Here is a 25,450-nt window from a genome sequence, read left to right as displayed (position 1 = left end):
CGCTATCGGGCTGGCTGCTGGAGCATTTGGTGGATCAGCGCCTCCGTTTTTTCAAAAGAGGCGAACACCTGCTCGTCTGCTTTCTCTTTCTGATACTGGTCCGGCAGCACGCCGTCGTATTTGTCCCGGGGATTGTCGCCACGCAGCCACTCCGCCGGAAAATCGGCCATTTTCTTTCCGCCTTCCCGATAACGGAACACCACGCCCTGACTGGTGCGCTCGTTGTAGGGAATAATACTGGTTTCGCTCTGTACGCAGATGCCGGGCTGGCCGACCAGCTTCGCCAGCGTCTGTTCAAAGTTCATCACAAAAATTGCGCCGATATCGTGCTGCGCCCAGTGGTCGAAAATCGCGTTAAGAAAGCGGCCGTAAGCCAGCGCGGGTACGGACCAGGGCGCGACCCGGCAGTCACCTTTAAAATCCGGCGTGACCAGCGGCAGGCCGCTGGCGTCCGGCTCGGACGCTCGTCGCTCCACCAGCGGAATAAACTGCATATAGCGGCTGCCTGCGCGGCGCAAAAAATGGTAAATCTCCTTTGGTCTGGCGACGTTATCGGCGTTGACTACCGTTAGCGTGTTAAAGTCGACATGGTGACGTTTCAGGCAGGCCAGCCCGGCCATCACCTCGTTAAAGGTGCCTTTGCCCGCACGCGAACGCCGGTAACGGTCGTGCGTGATGCTGTCGCCATCCAGCGAAAGCCCCACCAGAAAGCGGTGCCGTTTGAAAAAGCGCGCCCAGTCGTCGTTAAGATTGACGCCGTTGGTCTGGAAAAAATTATTGATTTGCCGGCCCTGAGCGTAACGCTGCTGAAGTTCGAGCGCTCGACGGTAGAAATCGATGCCCGCCAGCGTTGGTTCGCCGCCCTGCCAGATAAAGTCGACGACGGGCGCGTGCTGGGCTGCAATGGTCTGACGAATATAGTTTTCCAGCGTCGCGTCATCCATTTTTCTGTGCGCGGTATGCTGCGGATAAAGCTGGATTTTTTCCAGATAAAAGCAGTAATCACAGCGAAGATTGCAGGCCGCGCCGGCAGGCTTGGCCATGAGCTGAAAATTGATGCCGTTCTGCATACCCCCTCCTGGTGCGTTATCACGCGTGCTGCTGCGATGCCTTCCCTGACTAACAGGCGAAAAAAAACCTGAAAAAAAAGCGGAATATTTCACGCTCTTTTTTCAGGTTTCGCCCGCCCTGCGGTTACGCCCTGCCGTGGATGACACTAAGCCCGCGACGGCCGTTCCCACAACTGCCGACGGGGCATACTGTGATTACAATCACGATAAATCAGTGCGGTTTACCTCTTCGGCAAAAAATAGTCGAGTCAGCTCAGACGCTTCACCGGCGCATTCTGCTGGCGATCCCAGACTGCCGTCAGCAGCCTTTGCAGCGCGATAAAAGCAAACAGCAGGATGCCAATGGCGATTTTGGTCCACCATGAGCTGAGCGTACCGTCAAAGTTAATCCAGGTCTGGATTAACCCCTGGATCAGCACGCCAAAGAGCGTGCCGAGCACCGTGCCGACGCCGCCGGAGAGCAGCGTGCCGCCGATCACCACCGACGCGATGGCGTCCAGTTCTACGCCCATGCCCGCCAGCGCGTAACCGGCCGAGGTATAGATCGAAAACACGATGCCCGCCAGCGTCGCCAGCGCAGAAGAGAGCATATAGATACGTACGGTAGCGCTGCGCGTGCCGATGCCCATCAGGCGCGCGGAGGTGATATTACCGCCAATAGCATAGACTTCGTTGCCAAAGCGCGTACGGTGCGCCAGCAGGATCCCCGCCGCGACCACCACCAGCATAATCAGCGCCAGCAGGCTGAGCCGCCCGCCGCCGGGAATTTTCCAGGCCAGCGAAGAGAGCGTGCCGTACAGCGGATGATCGATGGGGATAGAGCTTTCCGACACCAGATAGCTGCTGCCGCGCAGAAAAAACATGCCAGCCAGCGTGATAATAAAAGCAGGCATTTTCAGCGCGTCGATCAGCCAGCCCATCAGCGCGCCGAATGCCGAGCCAAGCACCATCACCAGCGCAAACGCCAGCCAGGGATCGAGATGAAAATCGCCAATGGCCCGCGCCAGAAAAACGCCGGTAAAAGCGATTACCGCGCCCGGCGACAGATCGATGCCGCCGGAGAGGATCACAAAGGTCATGCCAACGGCAATAATCCCTAAAAAGGCGTTATCGGTCAGGATATTGGCGATCACGCGGGTGGAGGCGAAGCCGGGATACTGCGCCAGGCAGAACAGGTAGCCCGCCACAAACACCAGCAGCGTAATCATTAACGGCAAATAGCGTTTAATCACGGCGACCTCGCTTAAACAGTTGCAGAAAGGCGGGCGATTGCAGCAGCAGCACTGCCATCACCACCACGGCCTTGACCACCTGGTTCAGCTCCGGCGGAAAGCCGGAAAGCAGAATACCGGTATTCATGGCCTGAATAGTCAGCGCGCCCAGCAGCGACAGCAGCAGGTTAAACCGGCCGCCCAGCAGCGAAGCGCCGCCGATAACCACGGCGAGGATAGCGTCCAGCTCCAGCCACAGCCCGGCATTGTTGGCGTCCGCGCCGCGAATATCCGCCGCGACAATCAGCCCCGCCACGGCGGCACACAGTCCGCTGATGATATAGGTTGTCATCACCACCGCCCAGCCGTTGACCCCGGCGTTGCGCGCGGCGCGCAGGTTAATCCCCACCGCTTCGATAAACATGCCCAGCGCGGTTTTTCTTGCCAGCAGCCAGACCAGCAGGGCCACGACCAGGGTTATCCATACCGGCACCGGCAGCAGCAACAGCGTGCCGCTGCCCAGCTGCGCCAGCGAGTCGCTGTTAAAGGTGACGATTTGCCCCTGGGTAATCAGCTGGGCAACGCCGCGCCCGGCCACCATTAAAATCAGCGTCGCCACAAAAGGCTGGATTTTTAACAGCGCCACCAGCACGCCGTTCCACAAGCCGCACAGCAGCCCGCTGCCCAGCGAGGCGAGCACGATGACCGGCAGGCTGTGTCCGGAAACGGTCAGCGTGGCCGCCGTGGCACCGGCAATCGCCATCACCGCGCCTACCGACAGGTCGATGCCGCCGGTGGCAATCACCAGCGTCATGCCGATTGAAAGCAGCGCTACCGGCGCGGCCCGATTAAGAATATCAATCGGGCTGCCGAACAGCCGCCCATCCTGAAGATGCACGGCAAAGAAGTTGTTTGCCACCAGGCTGTCCGCCAGCAGCACCAGGATCAGCGCGGCGAGCTGCGGCATCCCCGGCGGAAGTTTCCGTCCCGAAGCGGTTTTTTTCATCAGCCTTGTCTCAAGCATGGGTTCCTCCGGCGGCTATCGCCTTAACCACAGCGGTGACGGAGAGATCCTCCAGCGGGATCTCCGCAACCTGTCGGCGATCCCGCAGGATAATCACCCTGTCCGCATAGCCGACCAGTTCCTCCAGTTCAGAAGAGATAACCAGCAGCGCCAGGCCATCCGCGCAAAGCGTTTCGATTAGCCGGATAATCTCCGCGTGCGCGCCAACGTCAATGCCGCGCGTCGGCTCGTCCAGGATCAGAAACTGCGGTTTGGTCACCAGCCAGCGGGAGAGCAGCACCTTTTGCTGATTGCCGCCGGACAGCAGCTCCACCGGCTGTTCGGCATGCGGCGTCCGAATGCCTAAGCTTTTGATATAGCGTTCGGCTATCTGCTGCTGCTCGCGCCTGGCGATAGGTCTGAGCCAGCCGCGTTGGGCCTGTAGCGCCAGAATGATATTTTCCCGCACGGAGGCCGCGCCGATAATGCCGTCGGTTTTGCGATCTTCGGGACAGAAGCCGATCCCCGCGCGCGAGGCCTGCGCGGGCGTGCGGATAGAGCGAGGTTTTCCTCTGATGAAGGCGCTGCCGCTGTCGGCGCTTTTAATGCCGAACAGCAGCTCTGCGGTTTCCGTGCGTCCGGAGCCCAGCAGACCGGCAAGGCCAACGGCCTCGCCGGGACGAACGCTAAGGCTGAAGGGCTCTATCGTCCCTTTCCTGCCGTAATCTTTGAACTCCACCACCGGCTGATGGCTTTTTAAGGTGCTGCCCGCGCGTTGAAGGGCGGTTTCCAGCAGTTCGCGCCCCAGCATCAGCTTAATCAGCTCGATTTGCGGCAGCGCGTGCGTTTCTCGCGTAGCAACAAACTGGCCGTTGCGCAGCACGGTGATGCGATCGCAAATTTTGTATACCTGGTCCAGAAAATGGGTAACGAAAATCAACCCCATGCCGCGCGCGCGCAGCTGGTTCATCAGCGTAAACAGCATCGTCACTTCGCTGGCGTCCAGGCTGGCCGTTGGCTCATCCAGGATCAGCACCTGTGCGGAGAGATCGACCGCGCGGCAGATAGCGATAATCTGCTGCATCGCAACCGAATAGTGTCCAAGCGGGCGCGTCACGTCCAGCTCAAAGCCGTAATTGTGCAGCAGCGTTCGCGCCTCTTTATTCATGCGGCGGCGATCGATCATCCCCAGCCGACGCGGTTCGCGCCCGATAAACAGGTTGTCCGCGACCGACATGTTGGGCAACAGATTGACCTCCTGATAGACGGTACCTATCCCCGCCTGCTGGGCCTCCGCCGTGCTGCGCGGATCGATAGCCTGGCCCGCCAGCGTAACGGTGCCCGCATCGCGCCGGTAAACGCCGGTCAACACTTTAATCAGGGTGGATTTACCCGCGCCGTTCTCGCCCAGCAGCGCCATGATTTCACCGCCCTGTAGATCGAAAGAAACGCCTGCCAGCGCTTTGACGCCGGGAAAACTTTTACTCAGTCCGCTGATGCTGAGCAGCGGCAATGTTTGCGATGAGCTGGTCATGGCTGGCCTCGAAAGCAGCGCCGTCCGACGAGCGGACGGCAAAGGTGTCAGTAACCCATTCCTTTTTTCTTATCCAGCTGGGCCTGGGCGTCGGCTGGCAAAAAGAGCCTCGATTCGGTTTTGATAATTTTTGGCGGCTGGGCGCCGTTCTTGCGGAATTTCTCCAGCGCGTCGAATGCCGGGCCGGCCATATCAGGCGTCAGCTCGACGTTAGCGTTAGCCTCGCCTGCCAGCATCGCCTTGTAAATATCCGGCACGCCATCAATCGAGCCGGTCAGAATATCTTTGCCCGGCTTAAGGCCGGCTTCTTTAATGGCCTGAATGGCACCAATCGCCATATCGTCATTGTGGGCGTAAACCATGCAGATGTTCTTGCCGTTGTTTTCCGCTTTAATAAAGCTCTCCATGACTTCTTTACCTTTGCTGCGGGTAAAGTCTCCGGACTGCGAGCGCACAATTTTAATGCCGGGCGCGTTAGCAATGGCTTCGGCAAAGCCTTTTTTGCGATCTATCGCCACGCTGGCGCCGACGGTGCCCTGTAGCTCCACAACATTACAGGGTTTACCGGCCAGCTCTTTGACCAGCCAGTCGCCAATCAGCTTGCCTTCCAGCACGTTATCCGCCGTGACGACGGACATATAGAGCGATTTATCTTTTACCACGATGGCGCGATCCAGCAGGAACACGGGGATTTTGGCGTCTTTAGCTTCCTCAAGCACCGGTTCCCACCCTGTTTGTACCACGGGCGCGATAAAGATGGCGTCCACGCCCTGCGCGATAAACGAGCGCACCGCTTTGATTTGGTTCTCCTGCTTTTGCTGTCCGTCGGCAATTTTCAGCGTGATGCCGCGTTTTTGCGCTTCGCTTTTGGCCATGCTGGTTTCCGCCGCTCGCCAGCCCGATTCGGAGCCAACCTGAGAAAAGCCAACCGTTAGGTTTTCTGCCAGCGCGTTACCGCTCAGCGCCGCGCCAATCAGCGTGGTTAAAAGTAAACGTTTCCACATAGGTCTGTTCCTCTGACGGGGGTCATTATCCGGGTGTGATTGCCGCTTAAGGGTGGCTCAGCCAGAAAAAAACATTTACGACAATGCTCACAAAATTCAGCAATTAAGGCGGGGCAAAACGGCAGGGATTTTCAGTGAAGAAAGGAATATGGATAAAATATGCATCAAGGCGGAAAAGTCATTGTTAAATAAGTGTAATAAAGATAAGCGCTTATCCGTCTGCTTCATGAAAACGATTACAATGAGAAGCACCGTATCTGCCGACTTACGTAAATAGCCTGTAGCAAGAGCAAAACGTTATTTTGTGAGCAATACCACATCCCGTTGGATCCAGTTATTAACACTGATAACATTTATTAACAAGAGTCGGGCAAATGCTAATTAAAGTCGACAATCACGGCGGCAGGATGCGGAAATGCCTTACTCTTTATTCTGAATTTACCGTGAATGTGCATTTTCTACTATAGACAGCCCCTTGCCTGGTCATATACTTAAAACTCCTCATTTCTTATCATAACGGCAACCATGACAGTTCAAGACTATCTGTTAAAATTTCGTAAAGTAAGCTCTCCGGATACCCTGGAGAAGCTGTTTGATCATCTCAACTATTCTCTGACCGATAATAAAGAGATTATGGATATGTATCGCGCCGCCGATCATCGTCGTGCTGAACTGGCTTCAGGTGGACGTCTGTTCGATCTCGGCTGCGTACCCAAATCCGTCTGGCATTATGTCGTTTAGGTTTTCCGTTCTGATCCTGTTACCTACTCCAGTCTGCAGCTCTTCCCCCCGCGGGCGCGCTGTACCATCCTCAGCGTTTTTATAACCTGAACCTGTATCAAGGCGGGCTGCCGTTGCCGCTCGCCTGAGCAACGCCCGGTTTTTTTTATCTCTGACAGGCTACGTTGACGGTCGGCCTGCCACCTTCCGCTATACTGCACGCTTTAATCACGCTTTCTGGCGCATTCGGTGTCGAAAAAACAGGCGATAATTTAATCCTCCGTGCGGTCGTTGCTGCTCTACGGCGCGCTGATGTTGTTGTCCGGCCGCGAATGACCGATAATAAGCCGCTTTTATTTTTTCTCAGGCGTAAAAATGACCGACTACCTGCTTCTTTTTATTGGCACAGTGCTGGTGAATAACTTCGTCCTGGTGAAGTTTCTCGGCCTCTGTCCCTTTATGGGCGTTTCCAAAAAACTGGAAACGGCGATTGGCATGGGACTCGCCACGACTTTTGTGATCACCCTGGCCTCGATCTGCGCATGGCTGGTGAATCATCTGATCCTGCTGCCGCTGGATCTGGTTTATCTGCGCACCATGGCCTATATCCTGGTGATCGCGGTAGTGGTGCAGTTCACCGAAATGGTGGTGCGTAAAACCAGCCCGGATCTCTACAGGCTGCTGGGCATTTTTCTGCCGCTGATTACCACTAACTGCGCGGTGCTTGGCGTGCCGCTGCTGAGCGTCAACCTGAACCATACCTTTTTACAGGCCGCGCTGTACGGCTTCAGCGCCTCGATCGGCTTTTCGCTGGTGATGGTGCTGTTTGCCGGTATCCGCGAGCGGCTGGTGCTGGCCGACGTGCCTGCGCCTTTTAAAGGCTCCTCTATCGCGCTGGTGACCGCAGGTCTGATGGCGCTGGCATTTATGGGCTTTAGCGGTCTGGTGAAATTCTGATGAGTGCAGTATGGATTGCGGTGGCGGTATTAAGCGTGCTGGGCCTGATTTTCGGCGGCCTGCTGGGCTATGCCTCGCGCCGATTTAAAGTTGAAGAAGATCCTATCGTCGAGCAGATCGACGCTATTTTGCCGCAAAGCCAGTGCGGACAGTGCGGCTATCCCGGCTGTCGCCCCTATGCGGATGCGGTGGGCAACAACGGCGAGCAGATCAACAAGTGCGCGCCCGGCGGCGAACAGACCATGCTCAAGCTGGCCGCGCTGCTGAACGTCGAGCCACAGCCGCTGGGCGACGAAGCGGCGCGGGAACCCGAGCGCAAAGTCGCGTGGATTGACGAAGCAAACTGTATCGGCTGCACCAAATGCATCCAGGCCTGCCCTGTCGATGCCATCGTCGGCGCCACGCGCGCCATGCATACCGTGCTGAGCGATGTCTGCACGGGCTGCGATCTCTGCGTCGCGCCCTGCCCGACTGACTGCATCGAGATGCGTCCGGTCGCCACCACAACGGCAAACTGGAAGTGGGATCTGCAAACTATCCCGGTCAAAGTCATTTCTGTGGAAAGCCATGCGTAACCTGTTCAAGCTGTTTAAAAAAGAGAAGCTGTGGGATTTTCAGGGCGGTATTCATCCGCCGGAAATGAAAACCCAGTCCAGCCGCACGCCGCTGCGCCAGCTGCCGCTGCCTTCCCACTTTATTATTCCTCTTAAGCAGCATATCGGCCACGAGGGCGAAATGCTGGTGAAGCCGGGTGATAAAGTGCTGCGCGGTCAGCCGTTGACGTTTGGCCGTGGTCGGATGCTGCCGGTACACGCGCCGACTTCGGGCACCGTGGACGATATTGCGCCTCATATGACGGCGCACCCTTCCGCGCTGGCGGAAATGTGCATTTTTATCACGCCGGACGGCGAAGATCGCTGGATTGAAAAAAATCCGCTGGCCGACTATCGCCAGCATGAGCGCGCGGCGATAGTCGAGCGTATTCATCAGGCCGGCGTGGCCGGGCTTGGCGGCGCGGGCTTTCCTACCGCTACCAAGCTGAGAGGCGGGCTGCGCGGCGTAAAAACGTTGATTATCAATGCGGCTGAGTGCGAACCTTATATCACCGCCGATGACCGTCTGATGCAGGACTGCGCGGACGAGGTCATCGAAGGCAGCCGCATCCTGGGCTGGGTCTTGCAGGCCGAGCGCGTGCTGATCGGCATCGAAGACAATAAGCCGGAAGCGATCGCCGCGCTGAAAAAAGCGCTGGGCGGCGCGACGGATATGCAGATCCGGGTTATCCCGACCAAATATCCTTCCGGTGGCGCTAAGCAGCTCACTAAAATTCTGACCGGGCTGGAGGTGCCGCACGGCGGCCGCTCCACCGATATCGGCGTGCTGATGCAGAACGTCGGCACCGCCTGGGCGGTTAAACGCGCCATTATCGACGGCGAACCGCTAACCGAGCGCGTGGTGACCCTGACCGGCGAAGCAGTTAAGCGCCCAGGCAACGTCTGGGGACGCATCGGCACGCCCATCAGCCATCTGTTACAGCAGGCCGACTTTACGCCAGGCCCCGGCCAGATGGTGGTGATGGGCGGCCCGCTGATGGGCTTTACGCTGCCGACGCTGGACGTGCCGGTGGTGAAAATCACCAACTGCATCCTGGCCCCTTCCGCCAGCGAGATGGGCGATAGCGAAGAGGAAAAATCCTGCATTCGCTGTAGCGCCTGTGCGGACGCCTGCCCGGCGGCCCTGCTGCCGCAGCAGCTTTACTGGTACAGCCGGGGCGGCGACCACGATAAGGCGCGCGAGCACAATATTGACGACTGCATTGAGTGCGGCGCCTGCGCCTATGTCTGCCCCAGCAATATTCCGCTGGTGCAGTATTACCGCCAGGAAAAAGCGGAGATCCGCGCTATCGATCTGGAAGCGGAGCGCACCGCGCAGGCAAAAGCGCGCTTTGAAGCACGCCAGGCCCGTCTGGAACGTGAAAAGCTGGCGCGTGAAAACCGTCATCAGCAGGCAAAACGCACCGTCAGCCAGCGGGATCGCGGCGAGGTCGAAGCGGCGCTGGAGCGGGTGAAAGCGAAGCAGACGACAACCAGCGAAGACGCATTGGCTGCGGAAACTGCGGCGGCCGTAGCGCAGCGTGAAGCGCGGAAAGCGCAGGCGCGCGCGCAGCAGGCTGAAAAGCAGTCCGAGACCGAGCCGGCAACGCGTCAGGCAGGCGATCCGCGTAAGGCAGCGGTCGAAGCGGCTATCGCGCGTGCCAAAGCGAAAAAAGCGACGACGGAAGGCGAAGCGGCAGCCCAGGCGCAACCCGTGCAGGCAGCCGCCGCGTCGGTCGATCCGCGCAAGGCAGCGGTTGAGGCGGCAGTTGCTCGTGCCAAAGCGAAGAAAGCGGCGGCCGCGAAAGCGTCTGCTGACGACGCCGTGCAGGTAACCGAAAGCCAGCCCGTGCAGGCAGCTGAACAGCAATCCGTACAGGTAAACGAACAGCCGGAAGCCGCGTCGGTCGATCCGCGTAAGGCAGCCGTTGAGGCCGCAATTGCCCGCGCCAAAGCGAAGAAAGCAGCGGCCGCGAAAGCCTCTGCTGACGACGCCGTGCAGACGACCGAAAGCCAGCCCGTGCAGGCAGCTGAACAGCAATCCGTACAGGTAAGCGAACAGCCGGAAGCCGCACAGGTCGATCCGCGCAAGGCAGCCGTTGAGGCCGCAATTGCCCGCGCCAAAGCGAAGAAAGCAGCGGCCGCGAAAGCGTCTGCTGTGGACGCCGTGCAGACGACCGAAAGCCAGCCCGTGCAGGCAGCTGAACAGCAATCCGTACAGGTAAGCGAACAGCCGGAAGCCGCACAGGTCGATCCGCGCAAGGCAGCCGTTGAGGCCGCTATTGCCCGCGCCAAAGCGAAGAAAGCGGCGGCCGCGAAAGCAGCCGCTGCGGACGATATCGAGCAGAGAGTCGAAGAGCACCAGGCGGCCACAACGGCGGAACAGGTCGCGCAGGCGACGACTATCCCTTCGTCAGAACATGACGATCCCCGCAAAGCGGCAGTGGCGGCGGCCATCGCTCGCGTTAAAGCGCGTAAGGCGCAGCATTCTACGCAAGAGGATTAAATGGCTTTTCGCATCGCTAGTTCGCCTTACACCCATAATCGCCGCAGCACCAGCACCATTATGCTGCTGGTGCTGGTTGCTACCCTGCCCGGCATCGCGGCTCAGTGCTGGTTTTTCGGCTGGGGCACCCTCATTCAAATCGCGATTGCCGCGGCGGCGGGCATCGGTGCCGAAGCCGCCATTCTTAAGCTGCGCAAGCAGCCGTTAGGCAAAACGCTGGGCGATAATTCCGCACTGCTGACCGCGCTGCTGCTGGCGATCAGTATTCCGCCGCTGGCGCCGTGGTGGGTGATAATTATCGGCACCCTCTTCGCCGTGGTGATCTCCAAACAGCTGTATGGCGGCCTGGGACAGAATCCTTTCAACCCCGCCATGGTGGGCTATGTGGTGCTGCTGATCTCCTTTCCGGTGCAGATGACCAGCTGGCTGCCGCCGGACGCTTTGCAGTCGGTCACGCCCACCTTCTGGGACACGCTGCAGATGATTTTTCACGGGTCGACGCTTGATGGCCACACTATGCAGCAGCTGCAAATCGGCGTAGACGGCGTCAGCCAGGCGACGCCGCTGGATACCTTTAAAACCGGCCTGCGCGCCGGACACAGCGCGGAGCAGCTGCATGCCCTGCCCATTTACAGCGGCGTTATTGCCGGCCTGGGCTGGCAGTGGGTAAATATCGGCTATCTGGTCGGCGGTCTGTTTCTGCTGCTCACCAACAGCATTCGCTGGCATATCCCGGCCAGTATGCTGCTGTCGCTGGCGCTCTTCTCCACGCTCGGCTGGTTCTTTTCGCCTGAAAGCCTGGTGTCGCCTGCGATCCACCTTTTCTCCGGTGCAACCATGCTCGGCGCCTTTTTTATCGCCACCGACCCGGTCACGGCCTCGACCACCAATAAAGGCCGCCTGCTTTACGGCGTGCTGATTGGCCTGCTGGTGTGGCTTATCCGCAGCTTTGGCGGCTATCCTGACGGCGTGGCGTTTGCCGTGCTGCTGGCGAATATCACCGTGCCGCTGATCGACTATTACACGCAGCCGCGCGTTTACGGCCATCGTAAGGAAAAGTAATGCTGGATGCGATTCGTAAAAATGGCGTGACGCTGGCGCTGTTCGCCGCTGTCACTACCGGTCTGACCGCAGTGATCAACAGCGTGACCAAACCGACTATTGACCACCAGACCACGCTACAGCAAAAAATCCTGCTGGATCAGGTGGTGCCGCCGGAGCTGTATAATAATCCGATTCAGCAGGAGTGTTACAGCGTCACTAATCCGGCGCTGGGCAGCGGTGTACACCGCCTGTACCTGGCGCGCAAAGATGACCGGCCGGTGGCGGCAGCGGTTGAGACTACCGCGCCCGACGGTTATTCTGGTGCCATTCAAATGCTGGTCGGCGCGGACTTCAACGGAAAAGTACTGGGCGTGCGCGTGGTGGAACACCATGAAACGCCGGGCCTGGGGGATAAAATAGAGCTGCGCATCTCTAACTGGATTGAAAGCTTCAGCGGCGTCAGGCTGAGTGGTAAAGATGATAAGCATTTTGCGGTGAAAAAAGACGGCGGCGATTTCGATCAGTTTACCGGCGCCACCATCACACCGCGCGCGGTAGTGAATGCGACAAAACGCACTACGCTATTTGTTGAAACGTTGCCGGGGCAGCTTGCCTCGCTGCCAACCTGTGGAGACTCCAATGAGTGAAGCCAAAACCCTGCTGATCGGCGGGCTGTGGAAAAATAACTCGGCGCTGGTTCAGCTGCTGGGCCTGTGTCCGCTGCTGGCGGTCACCTCTACCGCCACCAATGCGCTGGGCCTCGGCCTGGCCACCACGCTGGTGCTGACCTGCACCAACAGCGCGATTTCCGCCTCGCGCCGCTGGGTGCCGTCCGATATCCGTATTCCGATTTACGTGATGATTATCGCTGCCGTGGTGAGCTGCGTGCAGATGCTGATCAACGCCTATGCCTACGGGCTTTATCAGTCGTTAGGCATCTTTATCCCGCTGATCGTCACCAACTGTATCGTGGTGGGCCGCGCCGAAGCGGTCGCCTCGCGCAGCAGCGTGCCGCTGGCCGCGCTGGACGGCATGGCCATTGGCCTGGGCGCCACCAGCGTGATGTTCGTGCTGGGCTCGCTGCGTGAAATCATCGGTAACGGCACCATTTTCAACGGCGCCGATCAGCTGCTTGGCCCGTGGGCGAAAGTGCTGCGCGTGCAGGTTGTGCATTTTGATTCGCCAATGCTGCTGGCGATGCTGCCGCCGGGCGCGTTTATCGGCCTGGGGATGCTGCTGGCCGCGAAATACCTGATTGATAACAAGATGAAGGCCCGTGCGGCCCGCAGGGCGGCAGAAGCCAGCCTGCCGAAAGGAGCACCGAGCACGCTGTGAACAAGGATAAACGTCAGCAAATTTTAGTGCGGCTGCGTGATAACAATCCGCATCCCACTACGGAACTGGTTTTCACTACGCCTTTTGAACTGCTGATCGCCGTGCTGCTCTCGGCGCAGGCCACCGACGTCAGCGTTAACAAGGCGACCGCAAAGCTCTATCCGGTTGCCAATACGCCCGCCGCCATGCTGGAGCTGGGCGTCGACGGCGTCAAAGCCTATATCAAGACCATCGGCCTGTTTAACAGCAAGGCGGAGAACGTCATTAAAACCTGCCGTATTTTGCTGGAGCAGCACGGCGGCGAAGTGCCGGAAAGCCGCGAGGCGCTGGAAGCGCTGCCGGGCGTGGGCCGCAAAACGGCGAACGTGGTGCTGAATACCGCTTTCGGCTGGCCGACCATTGCCGTGGATACCCATATCTTTCGCGTCTGCAACCGCACGAAATTCGCGCCGGGGAAGAACGTTGAGCAGGTAGAAGAAAAGCTGCTAAAAGTGGTGCCAAAAGAGTTCAAAGTAGACTGTCACCACTGGCTGATCCTGCACGGCCGCTACACCTGCATTGCCCGCAAACCGCGCTGCGGCTCCTGCCTGATTGAGGATCTTTGCGAGTACGGCGAGAAAACCGATATCTGATCCTTTTGCCGGATAAAATACCCGGCAATTTACTGAGATTAAGGAGAAAAAGGTATGCTGTTTAAAGTGGAAATGACCATTGCTATCCCCGACTCGCTGCCGGCCGAGCGCGTTACGGAAATCAAAGCGCAGGAAAAAGCCTATGCGCAACAGCTGCAGCGCTCCGGTAAATGGCGTCACGTCTGGCGTGTGGCCGGCCAGTTCAAAAACGTCAGCATTTTCGATGTGGAAAGCCATGACGAGCTGCACGAGCTGCTTACCGGCCTGCCGCTCTACCCTTATATGACCATGGCTATTGAGCCGCTGTGCCGCCATCCGTCCTCCATTCGGGATGACGACAGCTAATCATCCCGCGTCGTCAGGGAAGACGACCGCCAACGCCCCGCTCATAATCCCCTGGCGCCTGTCAGCCAGCACGACCGCAAACGTCCTACATAACCAGGCATCAGCATTCTGCTGCCAGACGAATAAGACGACCGCCAACGACGTGATTTCGTCTCCGGCCATCTTCTTGCCGCCTGCTTTAGCGCTTCTCCTCGTTTGCCCAATTTCCGCTCTCTGACGGTTGGGCAGTTGTTATTATCGCTAAAGCGGTTTAGCTTTAAGCTTACATTCACAGGAGGCGTAATGAACAGAGTCTGGGTTTTAGGCGATGCGGTAGTCGATCTGCTGCCGGAGGAAAATAATCATTTGCAACAGTGCCCTGGCGGCGCGCCCGCCAACGTGGCGGTAGGCGTGGCTCGTCTGGGCGGCGACAGCGGCTTTATCGGCCGCGTAGGCGACGATCCTTTTGGCGCATTTTTGCAGGACGTCCTGCGTCAGGAAAAGGTTAACACGGAATTTATGCGTCAGCTGCCGCAACAGCGTACCTCTACCGTGGTGGTGGGTCTGGATAATCAGGGCGAACGAACCTTCACTTTTATGGTGCGCCCGGCGGCCGATCTTTTCTTAACGCCGGACGACCTGCCCGATTTTGCGGCAGGCCAGGCGTTACACTTCTGCTCAATAGCCCTCAGCGCCGAACCGTCACGCAGCGCGGTGTTCGCCGCCGTTGAGCGTATTCACGCCGCCGGAGGCTGGGTCAGCTTCGATCCCAATCTGCGGGAAGATTTCTGGCACGACCATCAGGAAATGTGTCAGGTGGTCGATCGGGCTTTCGCGCTGGCGGATGTGGTTAAACTGTCGCTGGATGAACTACAGCTGCTGACCGGCGAGCAGGAAACCGAGGCCGCGCTGGCCTTGTTCACCGCCCGCTTCCGTCCCGCCCTGCTGCTGATTACCCTGGGTGAAGAAGGCGTTATCGTCTGGCATGAAGGCGAACAGCGTCGGTTTAGCGCCTCGAAGGTACAGCCTGTTGATACCACGGGCGCAGGCGACGCTTTTGTTGCAGGTTTGCTGGCAGGACTGATGCGCGAAGCGGATCCTTTACGCCCTCGCGATCTTGAGGCGGCCGTCGGGCTGGCTCAGCAGTGCGGCGCGCTGGCCACCACCGCTAAAGGGGCAATGACCGCGCTGCCCTATGCGAGCCAGCTGCAAAATGCCAGGCCCGTCACAATAACGAAATCGTAACAACAAAATCCTTTGTCACGCTCGTCGCTGTTCTCTACTCTCCTTATCGAACCGGTTTAGCTAAACGGTAAATTCTCTGGAGAATGGCGGATGTTAAAAATAAACCCTGTTGCGCTGGCGGTCACGGCAGCGCTGTTTCTTCCTCAAACAAGCCAGGCCGACAGCGATCTCAGCGCCGTTGAACGACGCCTTAACCAGCTGGAGGCGAGGCTGCAAAAAGCGGAGCGGCGTGCCGATGAGGCTGAACGCCGCGCCCGCCTGGCCGAACAGCGTCTGGCGCAGACCGCTCCGGCAGCCGCCATTCCCGCGACGGCATCCGATGCGCACACGCCTCAGACCCCACCCGCTATTCGTCAAGGCTCGGCGCAGGCGCCTGCCGTCGTAGCTGGCCCGCAGCCGCCGGTTGCGCCGTCGCCTGCCGACCAGCCGCAGGCGGTCAGACCGGCGGAGAAAACGCTGGCGGACGGTTTCGAGTTTCATGCCTATGCCCGCTCAGGCCTGATTATGAACGATTCAGCTTCTTCGACCAAAAGCGGCCCTTACCTGACGCCAGCAGGCGAAACCGGCGGCGCGGTCGGCCGTCTGGGCAACGAAAACAATACCTATGTTGAAATTAACATGGAGCACAAAACGCAGCTGGCTAACGGCGCGACCACCCGCTTTAAGGTCATGCTGGCGGACGGCCAGAGCGACTATAACGACTGGACGGCGGACAGCAGCGATCTCAATATCCGCCAGGCCTTTGTTGAACTGGGCAGCCTGCCGACCTTTAAAGGCATGTTTGCTGACAGCACGCTGTGGGCCGGGAAACGCTTCGATCGCGACAATTTCGATATTCACTGGCTGGATTCTGACGTGGTGTTTCTGGCCGGAACGGGCGGCGGGATTTATGACGTGCGCTGGGCGGACGGCGTGAAAAGCAACCTTTCCGTCTACGGCCGCAACTTTGGCGATATCGAAACTATCGATAACACCATTCAGAACTACATTGTGACCGCCAACACTTTCAGCGGGCCGCTGCAGTTTATGCTCAGCGGCCTGCGCGCCAAAGATAACGATGAGCGCGTCAACACCGCCGTGCGTAGCGATAACGCTGGCGACAGCGGCGTCCACGCCATGCTCGCCTGGCACGGCGACAGCTTTTACGGCCTGCGCGACGGCCAGTCGAAAACGGCGCTGCTTTACGGGCACGGCTTAGGCGCCGAGGTAAAAGGCATCGGCTCCGACGGCAACCTGACCGACAGCGCCAGCACCTGGCGTCTGGCCTCTTACGGCATGACCCCGCTAAACCAAACCTGGAGCCTGGCCCCGGCCCTGCTCGCGCAGCAGAGCAAAGATCGCTACGTTGCCGGCGACAGCTACCGCTGGGTGACCGCTAACGCCCGCCTGCTTCAGAGCATCAACGAAAACTTTATGCTGGCTTACGAGGGCAGCTATCAGTACATGGATCTCGATCCTCAGGGATTCAAAAGCCGTCAGAACGTCAGCGGCGGCTTCTACAAGCTGACTTTTGCGCCCACCTTTAAGCCTGGCGATATCGGCAACTTCCTCAGCCGTCCGGAAATTCGCTTCTTTGCCAGCTGGATGGACTGGGATAACGCGTTAGATCGCTACGCCAGCGACGACGCTTTTGGTACCAGCGGCTTTACCGCCGGCGGTGAATGGAACTTCGGCGTCCAGATGGAAACCTGGTTCTGATCGACCACTTTCAGGGGAAACACATGAATTTTGAACAGATTGCCCGCCAGCTGCTGCCGCTGCTCGGCGGCCGGGAAAACATCGCTTCTGCCGCCCACTGCGCCACCCGCTTAAGGCTGGTGCTGGTAGACGACAGCCTGGCGGATAAAAAAGCGATCGGCGAGCTGGAAGGCGTAAAAGGCTGCTTCCAGAACGCCGGACAGATGCAGGTGATTTTCGGCAGCGGCATTGTGAATAAGGTGCACGCCGCCTTTATCCAGACCGCCGGGATTGGCGAATCAAGCAAAAGCGAGGCGGCTTCCGTCGCGGCCCGCAAGCTCAATCCCGCCCAGCGCATCGCGCGGCTGCTTTCCAATATTTTTGTGCCGATTATCCCGGCCATCGTCGCCTCCGGCGTGCTGATGGGCCTGCTCGGCATGATGAAAACCTACGGCTGGGTCGATGCAGGCAGCGCGCTGTTCATTATGCTGGATATGTTCAGCTCCGCCGCGTTTATTATTTTGCCGATCCTGATTGGCTTTACCGCCGCCCGCGAATTCGGCGGCAACCCTTACCTGGGCGCGACGCTCGGCGGCATCCTCACCCATCCGGCGCTGACCAACGCCTGGGGCGTGGCGGGCGGCGTACAGACCATGAACTTCTTTGGCCTGGATATCGCGATGGTCGGTTATCAGGGCACGGTGTTCCCGGTGCTGCTGGCGGTATGGTTTATGAGCCTGGTTGAGAAGCGGCTGCGGAAAATCATTCCCAACGCGCTGGATATTATCCTGACGCCGTTTTTAACGGTAATTATCGCCGGTTTCGTCGCCATGCTGGTGATTGGCCCGGCAGGCCGCGCGCTGGGCGACGGCATTTCGCTGGTGCTGAGCACGCTGATCGCCCACGCGGGCTGGCTGGCCGGGCTGCTGTTCGGCGGGCTTTACTCAGTGATTGTTATTTCCGGCGTGCATCACAGCTTCCACGCTATCGAAGCGGGCCTGTTGGGCAATCCCGCCATCGGCGTCAACTTTTTGCTGCCGATCTGGTCGATGGCTAACATCGCGCAGGCGGGTGCCTGTCTGGCCGTTTGGTTTAAAACCCGCGACGTGAAGATCCGCAGCATCGTGCTTCCCTCCGCGCTCTCCGGGCTGTTAGGCATTACGGAAGCGGCTATTTTTGGCGTGAACCTGCGCTTTATGAAGCCCTTTATCGCCGGGATCGTCGGCGGCGCGGTCGGCGGCGCTTTTGTGGTGCTGATGCACGTGGGCATGACCGCCGTCGGCCTGACCGCGCTGCCTGGCATGGCTATCGTGCAGGCCAGCTCGCTGGTTTCTTATATCATCGGCATGGCGCTGGCCTTCGGCACCGCTTTTATTCTTTCCCTGCTGCTGAAATACAACGTTGAGGACAAAGCATGAGCGAAGCACAGCTGATCAATCGCGCGCTTAAGGCGGTGATGAACAGGAACGCCAGCGAAGATCCGCATCGTCCCGCCTGGCACCTTTCGCCGCAGACCGGCCTGATGAACGATCCCAACGGCTTTATTCAGTTTCAGGGTGAATGGCATCTTTTTTATCAGTGGAATCCGCTGGCCTGCGCGCACGGCGCCAAATATTGGGGCCACTGGCGCTCGGCTAACCTGCTGGACTGGCAGCATGAGCCGCTGGCGCTGGCCCCGGCCGAAACGTATGAAAGCCACGGCTGCTATTCCGGTTCGGCTGTCGATCACGACGGCACGCTGACCCTGTTTTATACCGGCAACGTGAAATTTTCCGGGGGCCGCACCGCCTGGCAGTGCATGGCAACGGTGAACGATGCGGGCGACGTGACCAAAACCGGCCCGGTTATCGGGCTGCCGCCGGGCTACACCGGCCACGTGCGCGACCCGAAAGTCTGGCACCATCAGGATAGCTGGTATATGGTGCTCGGCGCGCAGGATTTGAAAGAACAAGGGAAAGTGCTGCTTTATCGCAGCGAATCGCTGCATGAATGGACGCTGCTGGGTGAAATTGCCGGATCGCAGCTTAATGGCCTGGGCGACTTTGGCTATATGTGGGAATGCCCTGACCTGTTCGCGCTGGGCGATCGCGATGTGCTGCTGGTTTGCCCGCAGGGCCTGCCCGCGCAGCAGAGAAAATGGCTCAACGCCCACCAGAGCGGCTATTTTATCGGCAGGCTGGATTACGCGGCGGCCCGCTTCCCGCACGGCGAGTTCTGCGAGCTGGACCACGGCTTTGAATTTTATGCGCCGCAAACCACGCTCAGCGATGACGGGCGCAGAGTGCTTATCGGCTGGATGGGCGTGCCGGACGCCGAAGAACTGTTGCAGCCGACCGTAGCCCGCGGCTGGATACATATTATGACCTGCCCGCGCGAGCTGACGCTGGAGCAGGATCGGCTGATGCAGCGTCCGGCGCGCGAGTTACAGCAGCTGCGCCAGCAGCGGTCGCGCTATCAGCAGCGGGCCGCCTCTTTGCCGACGCTGCCGGTTGAACGCGCCGAGCTGGTTATTGGTTCGAGGGGTAGCTGGTCGGCCTGCTTCGGCGAGGCGCTGACGCTGATCTGCAACGAGGACGGCCTGACGCTGAGCCGCCGCAATCTGCGCAGCGGCGAGACAGAACATCGCTACTGGACGGGCGCGGTTTCTCACCTGCAAATTCTCTGCGATCGCTCCAGCATTGAGATTTTTATCAACGACGGCGAAGGTGTGATGTCGGCGCGCTATTTCCCGAATGCCGTGCCGGAAGTGGTGTGGCAAGGCGAAGCCAGCCTGACCGTCGATTACTGGCAACTCCGTTCAGGCATGGTAGTATAATGCGCTGACTCCCCTGATACGAATGCCTGTGAATAAGCCGAAACGCGTGACCATCAACGATATCGCCAGCCTGGCTGGCGTGTCCAAATCCACCGCCAGCCTGGTGCTGAACGGCCGTGGCAAAGAGCTGCGCGTGGCCGAAGCGACCCGCCAGCGGGTGATGGAGATCGCGCAGATGACGCACTATCAGCCCAGTATTCACGCGCGGGCGCTGAACAACTCGCGCAGCCATACCATCGGGCTGGTGGTGCCGGAAATGACCAACCACGGCTTCGCCACCTTTTCTCACGCGCTGGAAACGCTGTGCCGCGACGCCGGTTTACAGCTCTTAATCGCCTGCACCGACGAAAACAGCAGCCAGGAAACGCTGGCGGTCAACAATCTGATCCAGCGTCAGGTCGACGGGCTGATCGTCGCCTCCAGCCAGCTGAACGACAGCGAGTATCAGCAGCTCAGCCGCCAGCTGCCGGTGCTGCTGTTTGACCGTCATCTGGGCGACTCCACGCTACCGCTGGTGATCTCTGAGTCGATTATCTCTACGGCGACGCTGGTCGAGCCGATCGCCAGGGAAGTTGAGGAATTTTACTTTTTTGGCGGCCAGCCGCGCATTTCGCCGACGCGCGATCGCCTGGCCGGTTTTCGTCAGGGGCTGGAACAGGCCGGTCTGGCGGTGCAACCGGAATGGATCCTGCACGGCCATTACAACGCCAGCTCGGGCTACGAGATGTTTGCCGAGCTGGTTATGCGGCTGGGCCGCGTGCCGCAGGCGCTGTTCTGCGCCGCCTGCGGGCTGCAGGAAGGGGTGCTGCGCTACCTGAGCCAGCATCATTTACTGTCGGCGCCCGTCAGGCTGTGCAGCTTTGACGATCACTACCTTTACGACGCGCTGTCGGTAAAAATCGATACCGTGATGCAGGATAACCGCCAGCTGGCCTGGCGCTGTTTTGAAACGCTGACCGGCCTGATTGACGGCAAGCTGACGGAAACGCCGCACATTTATCTGCCCGCGCGGGTAAAAAGGCGAACGCCCCAGGCGCGGCTCCGCGATGCTCAGAAAAATGCACCAGACAGATAACCTTTCCTCGGGCAGGCGCTACAGCTATGCGAACACACCAGACAGATAGCCTTTCCTCTTGCAGACGCGGCTTCGGATGCTCAGGCAAGCTACGGATGCACCAGTGCGATATTTTTTTCCCTGAAGGCCGCCAGCGTATCCGCCGGCAGATCCGCCTCGACCACCAGCTGCGTAAGCGCCTCGCAGGCCACCACGGTATAACGCGCTACGCCGGGAATTTTTTCCCTGGTCATGGCGACGATAATCTCATCGCTGCGGCCCGTTAGCGCTTTTTTAAACTCCACGTCTTCATAATCAAATCCCGTTAAGCCCTCTTCGCTGTCCAGCGCGCAGCCGCCCAGAAAAAGCTGGTCGAAACGAATGTCGCGGATCTGGGAGAAGGCGGTGATGCCCAGGCTACCGCCCGTTGCCGTGTGCAGCCGACCGCCGATAACGATCGTCTCGCAGCGCGGCAGCTTCATCAGCTCCACCGCGATAATGGGCGAATGGGTGACCACTGTCAGCGCCATTTCCGGCGGCAGCGCGCGGGCAAAAGCCAGGTTGGTAGAGCCTGCGTCGATAAATATCACGCTTTGCGGCTTAACCAGACGGCTACACGCCAGCCCCAGACGCGCTTTTTCCGCACCGTTTTTTTCCGTCCTCGCCAGCAGATCGCCCTGCGAGGCAAGCACGCTGACCGCGCCGCCATACACCTTTTTGCAAATCCCTTCGCGCGCCAGCTCCTGCAGATCCCGGCGTACGGTATGTTCGGAAACGCCCAGCTGTTCGGCCAGCGTCGCGCAGACTACCCGTCCCTTCTCTTGCAACTCCTGGCGGATCAGGGACTGCCGCTGTTGCGGGAAAGCTGCATAATCGAGCATAAAACCTCTTAAACGAGCTTTAAAAAACGCACAATACGGCATACACTATCATCCGTTCAGAGGTTGTCAACTTTCCCTCGTCCCGAAGGAGTCGCCGCATGAAGCTTCCTGATATCGCTTTTCTGCATGAACTGGCCGACGCAGCCGACCAGCAAACGCTGCCGCGCTTTCGCAGTAGTGAAAACCTTGCCATCAGCACTAAACCTAAAGAGGGTTTTCGTTTCGACCCGGTTACCCTTGCCGATCGCGAGGCGGAAAAAGCCATGCGGGATCTTATCGCGCAGCGCTATCCCACGCATGCCGTGATGGGTGAAGAATTTGGCCTCAAAGCGGGCGACGAGCGCGCGCCTTGTTGGGTGCTGGATCCCATAGACGGCACGCGGCCTTTTCTTTGTGGTCTGCCGGTATGGGGCACGTTAATCGGCCTGTTGCATCACGACCGCGCGGTGATGGGAATGATGAGCCAGCCCTTTACCGGCGAACGCTTTTATGCCGACGGCTCGCAGTCATGGGCTGAAGGCCCTTATGGCAAAGTTCGCCTGCAAACCCGCCGGGATACCCCGCTGGATCAGGCTATTTTACATACCACCTCGCCGGAATCGCTGGGGCAGACGTCGTTGAAGTTTGACGCGCTGGATAAGGCCGTGCTGATGACCCGTTACGGCGGCGAATGTTATGCCATGGCGATGCTGGCCGCCGGTAAAATCGATGTTTGCGTTGAGTTCGCCCTTCAGCCTTATGACATTGTGGCGCTGATCCCGCTGATTGAGCTGGCAGGCGGCGTAGTGACTACCCCGGATGGCGGTCGGCCTGAACAGGGCGGCCAGGTTATCGCCAGCGGCTGCCCTCGCCTGCACTCGCAAATTTTGTCTATCTTAAACTGACGCTTAATTTAACCCGGAGTATCACCGCTCATGCCTGACCATGTCGACACGCTGCACCAGTCCGCCGCAGAAACGCCCGCAAGACGCGAGCAGAACGCCACGCGAGCCATGTTTTTTGTGGCGGGTTTCGCCACCGCTGGCTGGTCCGCGCTGGTGCCCTTCGCCAAAATGAATACCGGCGTCAACGACGGCACGCTGGGAATGCTGCTGCTCTGCCTGGGCGTGGGGGCGCTGGTGGCGATGCCGCTGACAGGCCATCTCACCACGCGTTTTGGCTGCCGGGCGGTGATGACCGTTGCCACGCTGGCCTTCTGCCTGATGCTGCCCTTGCTCTCGGTGATCCCCAGCCCTGTACTGCTGGCGCTGGCGCTGCTGGTGTTCGGCATGGGCGTGGGCACCACCGACTGCGCGATGAACGTGCAGGCGATCCTGGTGGAAAAAGCGGCGCCTAAGCCGATGATGTCCGGCTTCCACGGCTTTTACAGCCTGGGCGGCATTGCGGGCGCGGGTGCGGTCAGCGGCCTGATGGCGAGTGGACTGTCGCCCTTTGCCGCCAGCCTGGCGGCCGCCGTGGTTTCGCTGCTGCTGCTGGGTTACAGCTTTCGCGGCCTGCTGACCTACGCTAACCCGCCGGAAGGCCCGGCCTTCGCCCTGCCGCACGGCGCCGTGCTGACCATTGGCGCGATCTGTTTTGCCGTGTTCCTGGCAGAAGGCACGGTGCTGGACTGGAGTGCGGTATTCCTGACCGAACACCGCGATATGCCGGACACGCTGGGCGGCTTAGGCTTTGCCTGCTTCGCTACCGCGATGACCGTGGGCAGGCTGACCGGCGACCGCATCGTGGCGCGTTTCGGCCGCGAAAAAGTGGTGATCCTGGGCGCGCTGACCGCCGCCATCGGGCTGGCGCTGCCGGTGATCGTCCCCTCCTGGCACGTTGCGCTGGTGGGCTATATGCTGATCGGCATCGGCTGCGCCAATATCGTGCCGGTGATGTTCACCGCTATCGGCAGGCAAAAAAGCATGCCGCAGGCCGCCGCCGTCCCGGCCGTCACCACGCTGGGCTATATCGGCGTGCTGGCCGGGCCTGCCACCATTGGCTTTGTCGATCACCTTAGCTCGCTGCCGGTAGCCTTTATCATGGTTACGGTGCTGATGCTGCTGGTGGTGGCGCTTTCCCGCCGCGTGCGCATGTAGCAGCTATGCTGTCGGTGCCTCTCGCTAAGCCCGCGACGGTAAAGCGCAGCCGCGAGTGGAACAGCGTTAACGGTGCCTTCCGTTCAGCCCGCGACGGCGAAACGCAGCCCCGTCACGGCGTTAACGGCGCGGCACCAACCAGCTGACGGGCCACCGCTTCGGCATGTTCCGCCACCTGCGGCAGGCCCATCAGTTCGCCAAAGCGTCCGCGCGCCGCTGGCCCGACCACGTGCAGGTGCGCATTGGCCGTGCCCTGACGATTCAGGGTGCGCGACTGCGCGTCGACCAGGATGCCCAGCGCCAGCGGATCGGCCTGGATTATGCCCTCTTCCGCCAGCTGGCTAAGCAGCCTGTCGCTGGTCAGCAGCGCATTATGTGCCGGGCCGGTGGTGACGATCAGTTTGTCTGCGATAAGACAGACTTCCGCGCCTTTGCGCGGCCCCAGCCTCAGCGCGATTTGTTCTCCCTGCGCCCCAACCCCGGCCAGCCTTGCTGCCAACACGCGCAGCTGGCCGCTGCGTTGCCAGGTTTGCAAGGCCTGGCTGACCTGCGGCGCAATGCGGTAGCGATGCACATCCCACCAGGATCGTAAATGACGCAGAAAGCGGCGCTGCTCCCTTAGCGGCAATTGCTGCCAGATCTGCTGCGCGTGCGCGCGAATGTCGTCCAGCACCAGCTGCCAGGGCTGGCCTTCTGCCGCAGCCTGAGCCACTTCCTGACGCACCCGCCGCAGCCAGCCGCGCGCGGTGGCGGGCGCCTGCCGATAATCAAGCAATCGGGGCGCATAGTCGCCGCTGACGTTGTCGCGCGGCAGCTGGCCCCGCCTTGAAAAGGCCGTGACCGGGCCACGGTGCCCCCGCGCGGCAAGCGAAGCGACCATATCGGCCATGGTCAGGCCCGTGCCCATAATGACCACCCGCTCGTTTACGCCGACCGCTGCCAGCGCCTGCGGATGCCAGGGATTGGCGATCAGCCCCGGATGCCCGCCCAGCGCCTGCTGTACGCTTTGCGGCACGGCGGGCGGCGGATGGCTGATGGCCAGCACCACCTCATCCGCCCGAAATGTTTTGCCGGAAGCCGTAGTAACCAGCCCGTCACGCAGCGCCACGGCCCGGTCCTGACAGTGCGTCAGCCTGACGCAGGATTGGGCCGCCAGGCGAAACTGTTCCGCCACGTAAGCGCCGAACCAGCCACGCTGCGGATAGACTTTGCCGTCATGCCAGTGAGCGGCAGGATCCTGTCGGTCAGCGCCGGACTGCTGATACCAGCGCGCAAAATCCCCTTCTTCCGCTGCGGAGAGCTGCATTCGGGCGGCGGGGACATTAATACGGTGCGCCGGATCCGGGGTGCTGTAGGCGACGCCCTGTCCCGGCTGCGCGCGCGGTTCAATCACCGTTACCACTAAGCCCGCCTCGCCCAGGCGGGCAAGATGGATAGCCAGCGTTGTGCCGGTAAAGCCGCCGCCAATAATTACAATATGTCGCTCAGCCATGCGCTGTCCCGGTCAAAGAAGTTTCAGGGGCTGCCTTCGCTAACGTTACGGCTCTGTCCGCCAGTACAGGAGAACGTTGCCGATATAAGAAGAAAAGGCCTGCATGAAGCACACTATAGACAGGATAACCAACCACGACCAGAAAGCACGCGGCGCGGCGGTCGTCTGGTTCTATGATGAAAAGCGGAGAGTAAGGCCGTGCAAACAGCTACGTGTTCAGGGCCGTCTGGCGTTCAGGCAGGCAGTCAGGCAATCAGGCAATCAGGCAATCAGGC

General features: G+C 59.8%; 23 protein-coding genes. 16 read left to right on the top strand and 7 right to left on the bottom strand.

Annotated elements, in window-relative coordinates:
- Nucleotides 1–2 precede the first annotated feature (2 nt).
- From ACVWZ0_RS10420 to ytfQ, 5 genes are all read right to left on the bottom strand, one after another.
- Nucleotides 3–1,070, bottom strand: a complete 1,068-nt coding sequence (locus ACVWZ0_RS10420; RefSeq protein WP_253454355.1) for an anaerobic sulfatase maturase — start codon at nucleotides 1,068–1,070, stop codon at nucleotides 3–5.
- Nucleotides 1,071–1,318: 248 nt separating this feature from the next.
- Nucleotides 1,319–2,302 carry a galactofuranose ABC transporter, permease protein YjfF gene (gene yjfF / locus ACVWZ0_RS10415; RefSeq protein ID WP_253454356.1) on the bottom strand — a complete coding sequence of 328 codons (984 nt, stop codon included), beginning with the start codon at nucleotides 2,300–2,302 and terminating at the stop codon, nucleotides 1,319–1,321.
- Nucleotides 2,295–3,305, bottom strand: coding sequence for a galactofuranose ABC transporter, ATP-binding protein YtfT (gene ytfT, locus ACVWZ0_RS10410; protein ID WP_253454357.1), 1,011 nt, complete (start codon nucleotides 3,303–3,305; stop codon nucleotides 2,295–2,297). The genes yjfF and ytfT overlap by 8 nt, the downstream gene beginning before the upstream one ends.
- Nucleotides 3,298–4,818 carry a galactofuranose ABC transporter, ATP-binding protein YtfR gene (ytfR, locus tag ACVWZ0_RS10405; RefSeq protein ID WP_253454358.1) on the bottom strand — a complete coding sequence of 507 codons (1,521 nt, stop codon included), beginning with the start codon at nucleotides 4,816–4,818 and terminating at the stop codon, nucleotides 3,298–3,300. Before ytfR ends, ytfT begins: the two co-directional genes overlap by 8 nt.
- Before the next feature lie 47 nt (nucleotides 4,819–4,865).
- On the bottom strand, nucleotides 4,866–5,822 hold the full coding sequence (gene ytfQ / locus ACVWZ0_RS10400; RefSeq protein ID WP_253454359.1) for a galactofuranose ABC transporter, galactofuranose-binding protein YtfQ: 957 nt from the start codon (nucleotides 5,820–5,822) through the stop codon (nucleotides 4,866–4,868).
- A gap of 525 nt (nucleotides 5,823–6,347) precedes the next feature.
- On the opposite strand from ytfQ, the gene ydgT reads away from it, so the two are divergent.
- From ydgT to ACVWZ0_RS10330, 14 genes are all read left to right on the top strand, one after another.
- Nucleotides 6,348–6,563: a transcription modulator YdgT gene (gene ydgT, locus ACVWZ0_RS10395; protein WP_125290112.1), complete on the top strand. Its 216-nt coding sequence runs from the start codon at nucleotides 6,348–6,350 to the stop codon at nucleotides 6,561–6,563.
- Between the two features lie 354 nt (nucleotides 6,564–6,917).
- Nucleotides 6,918–7,499 carry an electron transport complex subunit RsxA gene (gene rsxA / locus ACVWZ0_RS10390; RefSeq protein WP_034914646.1) on the top strand — a complete coding sequence of 194 codons (582 nt, stop codon included), beginning with the start codon at nucleotides 6,918–6,920 and terminating at the stop codon, nucleotides 7,497–7,499.
- Nucleotides 7,499–8,074: an electron transport complex subunit RsxB gene (gene rsxB / locus ACVWZ0_RS10385; RefSeq protein ID WP_125290113.1), complete on the top strand. Its 576-nt coding sequence runs from the start codon at nucleotides 7,499–7,501 to the stop codon at nucleotides 8,072–8,074. Before rsxA ends, rsxB begins: the two co-directional genes overlap by 1 nt.
- On the top strand, nucleotides 8,067–10,598 hold the full coding sequence (gene rsxC / locus ACVWZ0_RS10380) for an electron transport complex subunit RsxC (RefSeq protein ID WP_253454360.1): 2,532 nt from the start codon (nucleotides 8,067–8,069) through the stop codon (nucleotides 10,596–10,598). The genes rsxB and rsxC overlap by 8 nt, the downstream gene beginning before the upstream one ends.
- Nucleotides 10,599–11,660 (top strand): electron transport complex subunit RsxD, encoded by a 1,062-nt coding sequence (gene rsxD / locus ACVWZ0_RS10375; protein WP_253454361.1) that lies wholly within the window; start codon nucleotides 10,599–10,601, stop codon nucleotides 11,658–11,660.
- Nucleotides 11,660–12,289, top strand: a complete 630-nt coding sequence (rsxG, locus tag ACVWZ0_RS10370) for an electron transport complex subunit RsxG (protein ID WP_253454362.1) — start codon at nucleotides 11,660–11,662, stop codon at nucleotides 12,287–12,289. Before rsxD ends, rsxG begins: the two co-directional genes overlap by 1 nt.
- The gene (locus ACVWZ0_RS10365; protein WP_253454363.1) at nucleotides 12,282–12,977 is read left to right on the top strand and encodes an electron transport complex subunit E; all 696 of its coding nucleotides are present in this window, start codon (nucleotides 12,282–12,284) and stop codon (nucleotides 12,975–12,977) included. Before rsxG ends, ACVWZ0_RS10365 begins: the two co-directional genes overlap by 8 nt.
- Nucleotides 12,974–13,609 (top strand): endonuclease III, encoded by a 636-nt coding sequence (gene nth / locus ACVWZ0_RS10360; RefSeq protein WP_253454364.1) that lies wholly within the window; start codon nucleotides 12,974–12,976, stop codon nucleotides 13,607–13,609. The genes ACVWZ0_RS10365 and nth overlap by 4 nt, the downstream gene beginning before the upstream one ends.
- 54 nt (nucleotides 13,610–13,663) lie before the next feature.
- The gene (gene catC, locus ACVWZ0_RS10355) at nucleotides 13,664–13,954 is read left to right on the top strand and encodes a muconolactone Delta-isomerase (RefSeq protein WP_253454365.1); all 291 of its coding nucleotides are present in this window, start codon (nucleotides 13,664–13,666) and stop codon (nucleotides 13,952–13,954) included.
- Between the two features lie 282 nt (nucleotides 13,955–14,236).
- A complete protein-coding gene (locus ACVWZ0_RS10350; protein WP_253454366.1) occupies nucleotides 14,237–15,178 on the top strand; it encodes an aminoimidazole riboside kinase in 942 nt (313 codons plus the stop codon).
- 90 nt (nucleotides 15,179–15,268) lie between these two features.
- Entirely contained in the window at nucleotides 15,269–16,876 is a 1,608-nt protein-coding gene (locus ACVWZ0_RS10345; protein ID WP_253454367.1) for a carbohydrate porin, read from the top strand.
- A 23-nt stretch (nucleotides 16,877–16,899) separates the two neighbouring features.
- A complete protein-coding gene (locus ACVWZ0_RS10340) occupies nucleotides 16,900–18,273 on the top strand; it encodes a sucrose-specific PTS transporter subunit IIBC (RefSeq protein ID WP_253454368.1) in 1,374 nt (457 codons plus the stop codon).
- Complete coding sequence (locus ACVWZ0_RS10335) at nucleotides 18,270–19,670, top strand: sucrose-6-phosphate hydrolase (RefSeq protein ID WP_253454369.1); 1,401 nt, start codon at nucleotides 18,270–18,272, stop codon at nucleotides 19,668–19,670. Before ACVWZ0_RS10340 ends, ACVWZ0_RS10335 begins: the two co-directional genes overlap by 4 nt.
- A 28-nt stretch (nucleotides 19,671–19,698) precedes the next feature.
- Entirely contained in the window at nucleotides 19,699–20,745 is a 1,047-nt protein-coding gene (locus ACVWZ0_RS10330) for a substrate-binding domain-containing protein (protein ID WP_253454370.1), read from the top strand.
- An 89-nt stretch (nucleotides 20,746–20,834) separates the two neighbouring features.
- Here ACVWZ0_RS10330 and ACVWZ0_RS10325 read toward each other — a convergent pair whose 3' ends face one another.
- Nucleotides 20,835–21,605 carry a DeoR/GlpR family DNA-binding transcription regulator gene (locus ACVWZ0_RS10325; RefSeq protein ID WP_253454371.1) on the bottom strand — a complete coding sequence of 257 codons (771 nt, stop codon included), beginning with the start codon at nucleotides 21,603–21,605 and terminating at the stop codon, nucleotides 20,835–20,837.
- Nucleotides 21,606–21,703: 98 nt separating this feature from the next.
- On the opposite strand from ACVWZ0_RS10325, the gene ACVWZ0_RS10320 reads away from it, so the two are divergent.
- Together ACVWZ0_RS10320 and ACVWZ0_RS10315 are read left to right on the top strand one after the other, a co-directional pair.
- Nucleotides 21,704–22,489 (top strand): inositol monophosphatase family protein, encoded by a 786-nt coding sequence (locus ACVWZ0_RS10320; RefSeq protein ID WP_253454372.1) that lies wholly within the window; start codon nucleotides 21,704–21,706, stop codon nucleotides 22,487–22,489.
- 30 nt (nucleotides 22,490–22,519) lie between these two features.
- Nucleotides 22,520–23,683 carry an MFS transporter gene (locus ACVWZ0_RS10315; RefSeq protein WP_253454373.1) on the top strand — a complete coding sequence of 388 codons (1,164 nt, stop codon included), beginning with the start codon at nucleotides 22,520–22,522 and terminating at the stop codon, nucleotides 23,681–23,683.
- A gap of 112 nt (nucleotides 23,684–23,795) precedes the next feature.
- Here the strand turns inward: ACVWZ0_RS10315 and ACVWZ0_RS10310 are convergent, their stop codons facing one another.
- A complete protein-coding gene (locus ACVWZ0_RS10310) occupies nucleotides 23,796–25,175 on the bottom strand; it encodes an FAD/NAD(P)-binding protein (protein WP_253454374.1) in 1,380 nt (459 codons plus the stop codon).
- Nucleotides 25,176–25,450: the final 275 nt, after the last annotated feature.

The sequence above is a fragment of the Erwinia sp. TECH1 genome (assembly GCF_054057575.1).
This window is presented reverse-complemented; position numbering and strand designations above follow the sequence as displayed.